Here is a 12,613-nt window from a genome sequence, read left to right as displayed (position 1 = left end):
CCGTGACAGGGGTATGACAGGTCTCAGGCAGCCGCCAGCGCCCGCAGCTGCTGGATCTCATCAGCCCAGATCTCCGGCTCGATGGTCTCCAGTACCAGCGGAATACCTTCAAAGCGGGGATCTTTCATGATGTATTCGAAAGGCGCCCAGCCGATTTCACCCTGCCCCAGGCTGTGGTGGCGGTCAATACGGCTTTCCAGCGCTCCCTTGGAGTCGTTCAGGTGCATCCCCCGCAGGTACTCGAACCCGACGATACGCTCAAACTCGGCGAAGGTATGCTCACAGGCTTCGGGTGTACGCAGGTCATAGCCCGCGGCAAAGGTGTGACAGGTATCGAGACAGACCCCCACACGGGACTTGTCATCGACCTGCTCGATGATCGCGGCCAGCTGCTCAAAGCGAAAGCCCAGATTGGAGCCTTGACCAGCGGTATTTTCGATCACGGCGACAACGTTTTCAGTCTCGGCCAGCGCCAGGTTGATCGACTCAGCGATGGTGCTCAGGCAGGTTGCTTCATCCACCTTGCGCAGATGGCTACCGGGGTGGAAGTTGAGCAACTTGAGCCCGAGCTGTTCACAGCGTTGCATCTCGTCCAGAAAAGCCACGCGGGATTTTTCCAGAGCGTCTGTTTCCGGGTGACCCAGGTTGATCAGGTAGCTGTCATGCGGCAGGATCTGATCCGCTGAAAAACCCAGCCGCTCGCAGTTGGCCTTGAATGCCTTGATGCTTTTGCTGGTCAGCGGTTTGGCATCCCAGCGACGCTGATTCTTGGTAAACAGGGCAAAGGCGTTGGCACCGATTCTGGCGGCGTTCAGCGGGGCATTTTCAACCCCGCCCGAAGCGCTGACATGAGCTCCGATATAGTACATGACAACCTCTTACAGCTTGCAGGCACCACCGAGGCAGTCATCAAAATCCATGCTTTCCAGCTCGCTGCGCTCGGCATGGGCAGTTTTGAGACGGTTCAGAAGATCGGCTTCAACGGCATCCACAGTATCGCCGGCACGGTCAAACACGCTCAGCAGTGCGGTCAATTCTTCCAAAGTCAGTTCATGCATGAGGTACTCCTCGGCCAGCTTCCGGCCGGTCTAATGGGCAATCAAAACGGGGCGCGTATCCTAGCCTAACAGCAGACCAAACGACACCGTATACAGAATTTAACCAGACTCAGTCCGTGCCGATCCAGTCCACCATCAGCTGCAGACTGCGTTGGCCACGAAATTCATTCACGTCCAGCCGGTACACCAGGCGCACCTTCTGTACCGACTCATCCGGCCACACCAGCGTATCCACATTGAAAGCGATGGCATCCAGCGCTAGGGTGCCGCCTTCGGGCATCACCACCAGCTTGAGGTGGCGCTGGCCGACGATGCGCTGCTGCAGCAGGTGGAAGCGGCCCTCGAACAGCGGCTCGGGGAACTGATGCCCCCAGGGACCCGCGTTGCGCAACGCTTCTGCCAGTTCCATGCTGAACGCTGTTTCCGGCAACTCGCCATCGGTGAGGATGCGTTGGGTCAGGTCTTCGGCGTTCAGTTGACGACGCACTTCGGCATCGAAGGCATCGCTGAAGGCCGCCAGATCATCGGCGGCGATGGTCAGACCGGCTGCCATGGCATGACCACCGAACTTCTTCAGCAGGCCCGGATGCCTGGCCGCCACGGCATCGAGGCCGTCACGGATATGAAAACCGTTGATCGAACGCGCCGAACCCTTGATCTCGCCCTCGTCACCGGGGGCGAAGGCGATCACCGGTCGGTGCACCCGCTCCTTGATGCGCGAGGCCAGAATGCCTATCACGCCCTGATGCCAGTATTCGTCATACAGACACAGGCCAAACGGCAGCTCCTGATCATTCAGGCTCAGCTGTCCCAGCAGCTCCAGTGCCTGCTGCTGCATTTCCTGCTCAATACCGCGGCGCTCTCGATTGAGCTCATCCAGTTCACGGGCCATCGACAGTGCGCGGTCGTAGTTCTCTTCCAGCAGACATTCGATGCCGATCGACATGTCTTCCAGACGTCCGGCGGCATTCAGCCTTGGTGCGATGGCAAAGCCCAGGTCACTGGCAACGATGCGGTCACGACGACGGCCGGACACTTCGATCAGCGCCAGCAAGCCGGGCCGCGCCTGACCGGCACGGATACGCTGCAGCCCCTGCCACACCAGCGCGCGGTTGTTGCGCTCCAGCGGTACCACGTCCGCTACCGTGCCCAGCGCGACCAGATCCAGCAGGGCCGCCAGATTGGGCGGCTGACCGTTGAACCAGCCACGTTCATTCAGGGCGCGGCGCAGCGCAATCAGCACATAGAAAATCACGCCCACACCGCAGGTGGACTTGGCAATAAAATCGCAGCCCGGCTGGTTGGGGTTGACGATGGCACAGGCCTCGGGCAGCTCGGCCCCGGCCAAGTGATGATCGGTAACGATCACGTCAATGCCCAGCGCCTTGGCGCGCGCCACCCCCTCAATGCTGGAGATGCCGTTATCCACGGTAATCACCAGATCCGGCTGGCTTTTTGCCGCGACCTCAACAATTTCGGGACTGAGGCCATAGCCGTACTCGAAGCGGTTGGGCACGAGATAGTCCACCTCGGCCACGCCCAGCATGCGTAACCCCAGTACTGCCACACTGGTACTGGTGGCACCATCACAATCGAAGTCACCGACGATGAGTATTTTCTGGCGCTGCTCGAATGCGACCAGCAAACGCTCCACTGCCGCAGGAACCCCTTTCATCTGGCTATCCGGCAGCAGTTCCTGCAAACGACGCCCCAGTTGCTCGGGATCATCGATACCACGCGCGGCGTAAATGCGGGCCAGCACGGGATCGAGCGCGCTCAGATTAGGGTGGGCGGGATCGACCTGGAGTGGCCGTTGTTCGATGATCGGATCGGATACGCTCATGCAGGACAGTCCAGCAACGACAAGGGGCAAAGGCGGAAAAAACAGGACAAGCATGGCGGACCTGCAGAAAGCAGGCCCGCCGGAACGGACTCAGCCGTCAGTGATCAGTCGCGGTGAACGTGACCGGCGATAAAGCTCTGCACCTGAGACAGGTCGTTGGCCAGCACTTCGTATCGCTCTTCACGCTCGAACAGGTCAGCCATGTGCGCCGGCAGCTGCGGCGATTCCAGACCAGCCTTGACCACCGGCTCCGGGAATTTGACCGGGTGAGCAGTGGCCAGCGTGATCATCGGCACTGACTTGTCGCGCCAGCATTCACGCGCCGCCTTGACGCCAATAGCGGTGTGCGGATCAAGCAGGTAGCCGGTCTCGGCATGCACATCCTTGATCACTTCGCAGGTGGTATCGTCGTTAACTGCGTAGCTGTCGAACACCTCACGGACCTTGTCCCACTGCGCCGGGTCCAGCTGTACGGATTCGGTCTTGAAGCGTGCCATCAGATCGTCGATGGCTGCACCGTCACGGCCGTAGACATCGAACAGCAGACGCTCGAAGTTGGAGCTGACCATGATATCCATGGACGGGGACAGGGTATGGACCAGATCGCCTTTGGACATGTCGTTGCCACTGATCACGCGGTGCAGAATGTCATTGCGGTTGGTGGCCACCACCAGCTGCTCGATCGGCAGACCCATCTGCTTGGCCAGGTAACCGGCGAAGATGTCACCGAAATTGCCGGTCGGCACGGAGAAGGACACCGGACGGTGCGGACCGCCCACGGCCAGCGCCGCAGAGAAGTAGTAAACGATCTGGGACATGATGCGCGCCCAGTTGATCGAGTTCACCGCACCCAGCTTCATGCCCTTCAGGAACCCCTGATCGGCAAAGCTGTCCTTGACCATCTGCTGGCAGTCGTCGAAGTTGCCTTCCAGCGCGATATTGAACACATTGTCTTCCAGAATGGTGGTCATCTGGCGACGCTGAACTTCGGAGACACGCTGATAGGGGTGCAGGATGAAGATATCCAGATGCTCGGAGTGACGGCAGCCTTCGATCGCAGCGGAGCCGGTGTCACCGGAGGTGGCACCCATGATCACCAGACGCTCGCCGCGCTCGGCCAATACATGATCCATCAGGCGGCCCAGCAGCTGCAGCGCGAAGTCCTTGAACGCCAGGGTCGGGCCGTGGAACAGCTCCAGTACCCACTCATTGGTTCCCAGCTCTTTCAGCGGCGCCACGGCGCTGTGGTTGAAACCGGCATAGGTCTCATCCACCATGCGCTTGAGGTCGGTTTCGCTGATGCAGTCAGCCACAAACGGCTTGATCACCTTGAATGCCAGTTCGGCATAGGACAGCCCGGCCCAGGAAGCGATCTCGTCCTGGGAAAAAGTCGGCAGCTCTTCCGGCACATACAAACCACCGTCGCTGGCCAGACCGGCCAGGAGCACATCGGCAAATTTCAGTTTCGGCGCCTGGCCGCGGGTAGAGATGTAGTTCATTCCTGTATTCCTCAATCAGCCAGCAGCTCGACACGGATGCGAACGATTTCGCCGAGAATGTCCGGCAACGCTTCGATCTCGCGGATCGCTTCGTTCATCATCCGCTCTTCCACTCGCTGAGTCAGCATGATCACCGGCACCTGAGCCTCGGTGGTCTGTTTCTGGATGATCGCTTCGATATTGATGCCCTTCTCACCCAGAATACGGGTCACATGGGCCAGCACCCCGGGACGCTCAACGGCCTGCAGGCGCAGGTAGTAGGCGCTGGTGGTTTCTTCCACCGGCAGCACCGGCGCATCGGACAGTTCGGACGGCTGGAACGCCAGGTGCGGCACACGGTTGTCGCGATCGGCGGTCAGGGTACGGACCACATCCACGATATCCGCCACCACGGCAGAGGCGGTCGCTTCGGCACCGGCACCCGGGCCGTAGTACATGGTCTGGCCAACGGCATCGCCATCCACCAGCACCGCATTCATAACGCCGTTCACATTGGCCAGCAGCACTTCCCTGGGAATCAGCGTGGGGTGAACACGCAGCTCGATCCCCTTGTCGGTACGACGGGTGATGCCCAGATGCTTGACGCGGTAACCCAGTTCTTCCGCGTACTGGATATCCTGCGGAGTGATCTTGCTGATGCCTTCGGTGTAACCCTTGCTGAACTGCAGCGGGATACCGAATGCCAGCGAAGACAGGATGGTCAGCTTGTGCGCAGCATCAATCCCTTCGACATCGAAGGTCGGATCGGCTTCCGCATAACCCAGTGCCTGAGCTTCCTGCAACACATCAGCAAACTCGCGACCCTTCTCGCGCATCTCGGTCATGATGAAGTTGCCGGTACCGTTGATGATGCCGGCCAGCCAGTTGATCTGGTTTGCCGCCAGACCTTCACGGATCGCCTTGATGATCGGAATACCACCTGCCACGGAAGCCTCGAATGCAACCATGACGTTTTTTTCCTGCGCGGCTTCGAAGATTTCGTTGCCGTGCACGGCGATCAGCGCCTTGTTGGCAGTGACCACATGCTTGCCGTTTTCGATGGCGGTCATGACCAGATCACGTGCGGTGTCGTAGCCGCCGATCAGTTCCACGACGATGTCGATCTCGGGGTTGGTTGCCACCTCAAAGATATCCGTGGTTGTCTGCATGCCGCTGGTATCGCAGGCGGGGTTGTCACGGCGCGTCGCAATCTGTTCAATCACGATATGGCGCCCGGCACGCCGGGAAATCTCCTCTGCATTTCGCGTCAGGACATTGAAGGTACCGCCACCAACGGTCCCCAGACCACAGATCCCTACTTTTACAGGTTTCAAGCCAACACCTCGCAGATAGTTCGGTCAGATCAGTCACCGCCGGCCGGCGGTCAAAAAATGGGCTCCATTATAGCGAAAAGGCGGGTCATACACTATGTATGCCCGCCTTTGTCATGACTGGTCGCCCGGCTCCGATCCGGTCGCGCTCAGTTCAGCTTGAGAATCTGCTGCAATCGTGCCGCCGGCATGTAGCCCGGCAGCAGTGTTCCATCATCGGTGATCAGCGCAGGTGTACCGGTCACGCCCAGCGTCTGCCCCAGTACATACTGGTCCAGTACCGGGTTTTCACAGCTTTCGTTGTCCAGACGCTCGCCACCCTTGATCGCATCCATACGCTCACGACGCTGAGCCTCTGTGCCGCACCAGATGGTCTGCATTTTCAGATGGGCAGGGGAACCGGGACCACCACGCGGAAAAGCCAGGTAATTGACCTGCACTCCCATCTTGTTCAATGCCGGTACTTCCTCATGCAGCTTGCGGCAGTAAGGGCAGTCCACATCGGTAAACACATGCAAGGTGGCCTTAACCTCGCCGGTTGGCTTGTATACCACCATATCAGCCTCATCCAGCGCCTGCATTGCTTCCAGACGCGCCAGATTTCGCTTCTGCTCGGTCAGGTTGACCAGCCCCTGCTCCTGATCCACCTTGAACAGCTGGCCCGCCAGCAGATACTCCCCCTTCATGTCGGCATAGAGGGTTTCGCCACTGCTGAGCATAACTTCATAAAGCCCGGCAACCGGAGCCGGCTGAACACTCTGCACCTGCAGTCGACTGTCGACCTGACTCAGTTGCTGGCGGATATTTTCTTCTGCACTTTCAGCGGCCCAGACAGAACCTGTCAGGACCAGCATCATGGCTGATGTCAGGGTGGTAGATCGCATGAGAGCCTCAATTAAAAACAGGTTATACGGCTGTGATCTGCTCAAGCCGTTTTAGTTCCTAGCCACGCGGATGATGTTCACGGTGCAGCGACTGCAGACGATGACTGGCCACGTGGGTATAGATCTGGGTGGTTGACAGGTCGCTGTGCCCCAGCAACATCTGCACCACACGCAAATCGGCGCCGTGATTCAGCAAATGTGTTGCAAACGCATGGCGCAGCACATGCGGTGACAGCGGCTTATCAACTCCACTTTCAATCGCATAGCGTTTGACACGATACCAGAAAGTCTGCCGTGTCATCATCTGCCCACGCTGACTCAGAAAGAGTGCCTCTTCGCGCATATCTCGGACCAGCATTGGCCGCGCTTCTTTGAGGTAGCGTTGAACCCAGTAAAGGGCCTCATCCCCAACCGGGACCAGGCGCTCTTTATTACCCTTACCGATCACACGAATGACGCCGATGCGCTGATTGATCTGCTCCAACTGCAGAGCAATCAGTTCACTGACCCGCAGGCCTGTGGCATAAAGCACTTCCAGCATGGTGCGATCCCTCAGCCCGAGCACATCCGAAGTATCCGGAGCGGCCAGCAGAGTCTCGACATCCTGCTCGGTCAGCGTTTTAGGCAACGGCCGCCCGGTACGCGGGTTATCCAGGTTGAGCGTGGGGTCAGTACTGATCCGTCCCTCACGTAACAGATAGCGGTAGAAACCGCGCAGACAGGAAAGCAGCCTGGAAGTCGAGCTGCTTTTGAGTTGCTGTTCGAGCCGCCAGTTGAGGTAGTGCTGAAGCTCCGAGCGCCCGGCATGCAAGAGGCCAAGCTGCCGCTGATTCAGCCAAAGTGCATACTGGCGCAGATCACGACGATAGGATGACTGAGAATTTTCACTCAAGCCCTTTTCCAGCCAGAGCACATTGATCCAGGATTCGATCAGTTCGACATCGGTCGCCTGAGGCGACCGGGTCGTACAGCGTCGATCATGACTCAACGATAAACCTCAACCTGCTCAATACGCTTGTAATCAAGCGGGTATTCGGCCATCCCCTGCTCCAGACGCTGGAGTACACGGACACCGTGCTGCTCAACTGCCACCAGACGGCCTTCGACATCGTTACCAAAGTAGGTAAAGATACGCACATTCGCCCCGATATGATCCCCAAGCTGCTCGACCGGTGTTTCACGGAAGCGCTTGGCAACCGGTTTCTGAATAGCCGGTCGTGCAGGCTCCTCAAGACGGCCAACTGCAGCAGTCTCCACTCGGCTTTCAACCGGCACCTCCATAACTTCTGCCGGCTGCTCAACAGACACCTGCTCACTCTCACGTGCTACACGACTGCCGCTGCCGGCGAGGGCGAACTGCATGACAAGTTCATCCCACTTGACGCCGTCGAGGTTCAACGGGGCATCATTCACCTTGACGCTCGGATTCAGCTTTTCGATCAGGTAGCGAGGATCCTGCATCATCATCAACTCGGCTGAGCCGAAGCCTCCTACCGGATTCATCGAGAGGGTAAAGGAAGAACCTTCCTGCTGGAAGTCGGCATAGGCTTCCAGCCATCCGGCCGGCAGTTCAATACCATTGGTGTAGAGCCAGCGCTTGAACAGTTCAAGGTGGTGAGCGCGATAATCTGCTGGGCGCATTTCAGCCTCACGGGCACAGAGGTTCACCTGACGCTGGTTATAGCCGCGATCACGATAATCGACACTCAGCTTTTCCAGGCGCGCACTGCCAGTGGCCATCATAGGGTTCTTGAGCTGGGCAGGGTCAGCACTGAACACCATTTCCAGACGGGTATCACCCATCTTGTCGATATCCACCTGTGCTTCAAAACGGATCTTGCGCGCATTTTCATCGCCCTGGTAATGCAAGTCCAGATCCATGACCAGGTCACGGTAGCCCATCATTCGCGTCGTACTGACATCGAACTGCCGGATGGATCCACAGCCCAAGGCCGCTGGACTGACATACAGAGGGTTGGACTCACGCGCCAGGTCCATCTGTTTTTGCAGATCATGGAAAAGTGCGGACTCAAGACTTTGTTCCACCCGCTTGAGACTGACAAAAAGCTCTGCCGGAGGCTCATCCGCACCGAAGATCAACGCAAGCGGACCACCGGCCTGAACGCGAACCTGCTCAATCTCAACCGGTGAATGAACCTGATGAGGCGCAATACTCAGTGCGTTGACGCCTACAGTACCGTCAGGGTGCGCATAGATGGCGCCATATTGAATGCTGGCAAAAGGTGAAAGCTGCTGTACCAGCTCATCAACCTTGCTTTTGACCTGATACCAATACACGCCGTATGCCGCTGCCGTTGCCAGCACCAGTATTCCAAGCAATGATCCCAGCTTGCGCATGCAACACCCCGCGTTCCATTCAGTTGCTATTCAGAACGACCAATTCTAGGAGCTGAACCCTCAAATGGCGAGTATCCAGATCAACAAAAAAGGCAGCCACCTGGGCTGCCTTTTTCTTAAGCTGACAAGGTTTGACCTTAGCCGAGCTTCTCTTTGATACGTGCAGACTTGCCGCTACGCTCACGCAGGTAGTACAGCTTAGCCTGACGCACATCACCACGACGCTTCACTTCGATCTGTTCAACGGTCGGGCTGTAAGTCTGGAAAGTACGCTCAACGCCCACGCCGTGGGAGATCTTGCGTACGGTGAAAGCAGAGTTCAGGCCGCGGTTACGCTTGCCCAGCACTACGCCTTCGAACGCCTGCAGACGGCTACGGGTGCCTTCTACTACGCGTACCTGTACTACTACGGTGTCGCCCGGTGCAAAAGCCGGGACTTCTTTGCTCATCTGTTCAGCTTCGATCTGCTGAATAATCAGGCTCTTGTTGCTCATTGCTCGCTCCTAGATATTGCTCCCGCCGGCCGCCCGGGCCTCGCGGATATATTCGCTTAACAACGTCTGCTGTTCCGGGTTCAAATCGATCTTCTCCAACAGGTCCGGTCGCCGCTCCCAGGTTCGCCCCAGTTGCTGTTTCAGGCGCCAGCGACGGATCTCGGCATGATTGCCACTGAGCAATACCGCCGGCACCCGCTGGCCGTTCAGCTCCTCGGGACGGGTGTAGTGCGGACAGTCGAGCAAGCCTTCGAAGAATGAGTCTTCCACCGCCGAATCCTGATGCCCGAGAACTCCGGGCACCATTCGTGCCACGGCATCGATCATCACCATCGCCGGCAACTCGCCACCACTGAGAACGAAATCTCCCAGTGACCACTCTTCATCGACTTCACTCTGCAACAAACGCTCATCGATCCCTTCGTAGCGCCCGGCTACCAGAATCAACTTGTCGTTTGCCGCCAGCTCGCATACCCCGACCTGATCCAGACGACGCCCTTGCGGTGACAGATAAATCACCCGAGCACCCTCGCCTGCGGCCGTTCTGGCAGCATCGATCGCATCCCGCAGTGGCTGTACCTTCATCAACATGCCGGGACCACCCCCGTAGGGACGATCATCCACCGTGCGATGACGATCATGAGTGAAGTCGCGGGGATTCCAGCACTCCACATCAATCAGGCCGTTGCGTACTGCCCGTCCGGTGACGCCATAGCGGGTAACCGCTTCGAACATCTCCGGGAACAGGCTGACGATCCCGAACCACATGACTCAGAAATCCGGGTCCCAATCGACCCGCATCAATCCCGAATCAAGATCAACTTTTTTCACCACCTGATCAGGCAGCCAGGGGATCAGTCGCTGTTCACGATCGATACTCTCGGCTGTTCCCTTGACCACCAGCACATCATTTGCACCGGTTTCCATCAGGTGGCTGACCCGACCCAGCAATACGCCGGATTCGGTGTATACCAACAGGTTTTCCAGCTGGCTCCAGTAATACTCACCGGTCTCCAGTTGCGGCAGCTCGGACTGGGGCACTTTGATTTCGCGACCATTCCAGAGCCTTGCCTCTTCCGGAGTATTCACACCGGCCAATTTGGCGATCAGACCTTTCCCGTGGCGCTTGCCAGCTTCCAGTTTGACCGGCATCAAACGCCCGTCACACTCCACCTGCCACGAGTCATAGTTCAGTATGTTCTCCATCGGGTCGGTGTAAGAGTAGACCTTGATCCACCCTTTCACGCCGTAGGGAGCCGTGAAACGACCCAGTACTACCAGATCTGTGTTGTCACTGTTTACTGACACGGCCTGTATCCGACCTTACTCTGCTGCCTTGCGTGCTTCTTTGAGCAGCTGAGCAACACGCTCAGAAGTCTGAGCACCTTTGCCAACCCAGTAGTCGACACGTTCCAGGTTGACGCGCAGACGCTCTTCCTGGCCACGGGCAACCGGGTTGAAGAAGCCGACACGCTCAATAAAGCGGCCATCACGCGCATTGCGTGAATCGGCTACGGTGATGTGATAGAACGGACGCTTTTTAGCGCCACCACGAGACAAACGAATAGTGACCATGCGCTGGACCCCTTTATTTCGCTGGATGGGTTTTAGGATCGCCCATCGTTTTGTTTCTTCGTTCCCCAGCCAAACTGCCCAGATAAACGAAGGCCAAATTAAACAGGGCGGCAATTTTACGTGAAATTGCCGCCCGTTGAAAGCATAAAGATCAGATTTTAATCAGTTCGCAGCCGTTCAGAAACGCGGAAAACCACCACCGCCACCCATACCCGGGGGCATCATGCCTTTCATGCCGCGTGCCAGCTTGGCCATGCCCGACTTGGAGCCGAACTTCTTCATCATTTTGGCCATCTGCTTGTGCTGCTTGAGCAGGCGATTCACATCCTGAATCTGGGTCCCCGAACCCATGGCGATACGACGCTTGCGCGAACCGCTGATGACATCCGGGTTGCGACGCTCGTGCGGGGTCATTGAGTTGATGATGGTCACCATCTGCTGGATGCCTTTCTCGGCCTGCGCCGCCTGAGCGGCCTGGACCATCTGCCCCATGCCCGGCAGCTTCTCCAGCATCGACATCATACCGCCCATGTTGTGCATCTGCTGGATCTGCTCGCGGAAGTCTTCCAGGTCAAAGCCCTTGCCCTTGGTAATCTTCTTGGCAAACTTTTCCGCCTTGGCCTTGTCGATCTTGTGCTCGGCTTCCTCGATCAGTGACAGCACGTCACCCATACCAAGGATACGGGAGGCTACACGGTCCGGATGGAAGGGCTCCAGCGCGTCGGTTTTCTCACCAACGCCAAGGAACTTGATCGGCTTGCCCGTGATATGACGCACCGAGAGCGCGGCACCGCCACGGGCATCACCATCGGTCTTGGTCAGAATCACACCGGTCAGCGGCAGCACTTCGTTGAAGGCGCGTGCGGTATTGGCCGCATCCTGACCGGTCATGGAGTCAACCACGAACAGGGTTTCGACCGGTTTGACCGAGGCATGCAGGCGTTTGATCTCCTGCATCATATCTTCATCGACATGGAGACGGCCGGCCGTATCAACAATCAGGATATCAAACGCCTTGATACGCGCGTGCTGAATGGCCGCTTCGGCGATATCGACCGGATCCTGCTCCGCAGTAGACGGGAAGAACTCAACGCCGACTTCACCGGCAAGCGTTTCCAGCTGTCGAATTGCGGCAGGTCGGTAAATGTCGGCGGACACCACCAGCACCTTTTTCTTTTTGCGCTCTTTCAGGTAACGCGCCAATTTGGCCACGGAGGTGGTTTTACCCGCGCCCTGCAGGCCCGCCATCATCAAAACAGCAGGGGGTTGGGTCGCCAGATCAAGCTCGGCGTTGGCCTCACCCATCACCTTGACCAGCTCTTCGTTAACAATCTTGACGAAGACCTGACCCGGACTCAGGCTTTTGCTGACTTCCTGACCAACAGCTCGTTCCTTGACACTGTTGATGAACGCCTTCACTACCGGCAGGGCGACATCCGCCTCCAGCAATGCCATGCGCACTTCACGCAGGGTGCCCTTGATGTTGTCTTCAGTCAGTTTTGCCTGACCGGTCACCGAGCGCAGCGTCTGCGTAAGCCGTTCTGTCAGATTATCAAACATCGAATACCTCTATCTGCCGGTGGCACCCTCCC

The 12,613-nt window shown here is 57.9% G+C and carries 13 protein-coding genes; all 13 read right to left on the bottom strand.

Annotated elements, in window-relative coordinates; translation table 11 throughout:
• Positions 1-23 precede the first annotated feature (23 nt).
• A complete protein-coding gene (nfo, locus tag LN244_RS01965) occupies positions 24-869 on the bottom strand; it encodes a deoxyribonuclease IV (RefSeq protein WP_239041187.1) in 846 nt (281 codons plus the stop codon).
• Between the two features lie 9 nt (positions 870-878).
• A complete protein-coding gene (locus tag LN244_RS01960; protein WP_239041186.1) occupies positions 879-1,058 on the bottom strand; it encodes a hypothetical protein in 180 nt (59 codons plus the stop codon).
• A gap of 109 nt (positions 1,059-1,167) precedes the next feature.
• Positions 1,168-2,901 carry a single-stranded-DNA-specific exonuclease RecJ gene (gene recJ / locus LN244_RS01955; protein WP_239041185.1) on the bottom strand — a complete coding sequence of 578 codons (1,734 nt, stop codon included), beginning with the start codon at positions 2,899-2,901 and terminating at the stop codon, positions 1,168-1,170.
• Between the two features lie 104 nt (positions 2,902-3,005).
• Positions 3,006-4,400, bottom strand: a complete 1,395-nt coding sequence (thrC, locus tag LN244_RS01950) for a threonine synthase (protein WP_239041184.1) — start codon at positions 4,398-4,400, stop codon at positions 3,006-3,008.
• 11 nt (positions 4,401-4,411) lie between these two features.
• Positions 4,412-5,713: a homoserine dehydrogenase gene (locus LN244_RS01945; protein ID WP_239041183.1), complete on the bottom strand. Its 1,302-nt coding sequence runs from the start codon at positions 5,711-5,713 to the stop codon at positions 4,412-4,414.
• 146 nt (positions 5,714-5,859) lie between these two features.
• Positions 5,860-6,594, bottom strand: coding sequence for a DsbC family protein (locus LN244_RS01940; RefSeq protein WP_239041182.1), 735 nt, complete (start codon positions 6,592-6,594; stop codon positions 5,860-5,862).
• Between the two features lie 58 nt (positions 6,595-6,652).
• Positions 6,653-7,582: a site-specific tyrosine recombinase XerD gene (xerD, locus tag LN244_RS01935; RefSeq protein WP_239041181.1), complete on the bottom strand. Its 930-nt coding sequence runs from the start codon at positions 7,580-7,582 to the stop codon at positions 6,653-6,655.
• Positions 7,579-8,952, bottom strand: coding sequence for a hypothetical protein (locus LN244_RS01930; RefSeq protein WP_239041180.1), 1,374 nt, complete (start codon positions 8,950-8,952; stop codon positions 7,579-7,581). Before LN244_RS01930 ends, xerD begins: the two co-directional genes overlap by 4 nt.
• Positions 8,953-9,089: 137 nt before the next feature.
• Positions 9,090-9,446: a 50S ribosomal protein L19 gene (gene rplS / locus LN244_RS01925; RefSeq protein ID WP_239041179.1), complete on the bottom strand. Its 357-nt coding sequence runs from the start codon at positions 9,444-9,446 to the stop codon at positions 9,090-9,092.
• 9 nt (positions 9,447-9,455) lie between these two features.
• The gene (gene trmD, locus LN244_RS01920) at positions 9,456-10,214 is read right to left on the bottom strand and encodes a tRNA (guanosine(37)-N1)-methyltransferase TrmD (protein WP_239041178.1); all 759 of its coding nucleotides are present in this window, start codon (positions 10,212-10,214) and stop codon (positions 9,456-9,458) included.
• A gap of 3 nt (positions 10,215-10,217) precedes the next feature.
• Entirely contained in the window at positions 10,218-10,754 is a 537-nt protein-coding gene (gene rimM, locus LN244_RS01915) for a ribosome maturation factor RimM (protein ID WP_239041177.1), read from the bottom strand.
• Positions 10,755-10,769: 15 nt separating this feature from the next.
• Positions 10,770-11,021, bottom strand: a complete 252-nt coding sequence (rpsP, locus tag LN244_RS01910) for a 30S ribosomal protein S16 (protein WP_239041176.1) — start codon at positions 11,019-11,021, stop codon at positions 10,770-10,772.
• 177 nt (positions 11,022-11,198) lie between these two features.
• The gene (gene ffh, locus LN244_RS01905) at positions 11,199-12,581 is read right to left on the bottom strand and encodes a signal recognition particle protein (protein WP_239041175.1); all 1,383 of its coding nucleotides are present in this window, start codon (positions 12,579-12,581) and stop codon (positions 11,199-11,201) included.
• Positions 12,582-12,613: the final 32 nt, after the last annotated feature.

Origin of the sequence: Marinobacterium sediminicola (assembly GCF_022343685.1) — a bacterium.
Taxonomy (GTDB): domain Bacteria; phylum Pseudomonadota; class Gammaproteobacteria; order Pseudomonadales; family Balneatricaceae; genus Marinobacterium; species Marinobacterium sediminicola.
This window is presented reverse-complemented; position numbering and strand designations above follow the sequence as displayed.

Coding starts and splice junctions, on each gene's coding strand:
- nfo (WP_239041187.1), bottom strand. CDS start 869: ATGTACTATATCGGAGCTCATGTCAGCGCTTCGGGCGGGGTTGAAAAT.
- LN244_RS01960 (WP_239041186.1), bottom strand. CDS start 1,058: ATGCATGAACTGACTTTGGAAGAATTGACCGCACTGCTGAGCGTGTTT.
- recJ (WP_239041185.1), bottom strand. CDS start 2,901: ATGAGCGTATCCGATCCGATCATCGAACAACGGCCACTCCAGGTCGAT.
- thrC (WP_239041184.1), bottom strand. CDS start 4,400: ATGAACTACATCTCTACCCGCGGCCAGGCGCCGAAACTGAAATTTGCC.
- LN244_RS01940 (WP_239041182.1), bottom strand. CDS start 6,594: ATGCGATCTACCACCCTGACATCAGCCATGATGCTGGTCCTGACAGGT.
- LN244_RS01930 (WP_239041180.1), bottom strand. CDS start 8,952: ATGCGCAAGCTGGGATCATTGCTTGGAATACTGGTGCTGGCAACGGCA.
- rplS (WP_239041179.1), bottom strand. CDS start 9,446: ATGAGCAACAAGAGCCTGATTATTCAGCAGATCGAAGCTGAACAGATG.
- trmD (WP_239041178.1), bottom strand. CDS start 10,214: ATGTGGTTCGGGATCGTCAGCCTGTTCCCGGAGATGTTCGAAGCGGTT.
- rpsP (WP_239041176.1), bottom strand. CDS start 11,021: ATGGTCACTATTCGTTTGTCTCGTGGTGGCGCTAAAAAGCGTCCGTTC.
- ffh (WP_239041175.1), bottom strand. CDS start 12,581: ATGTTTGATAATCTGACAGAACGGCTTACGCAGACGCTGCGCTCGGTG.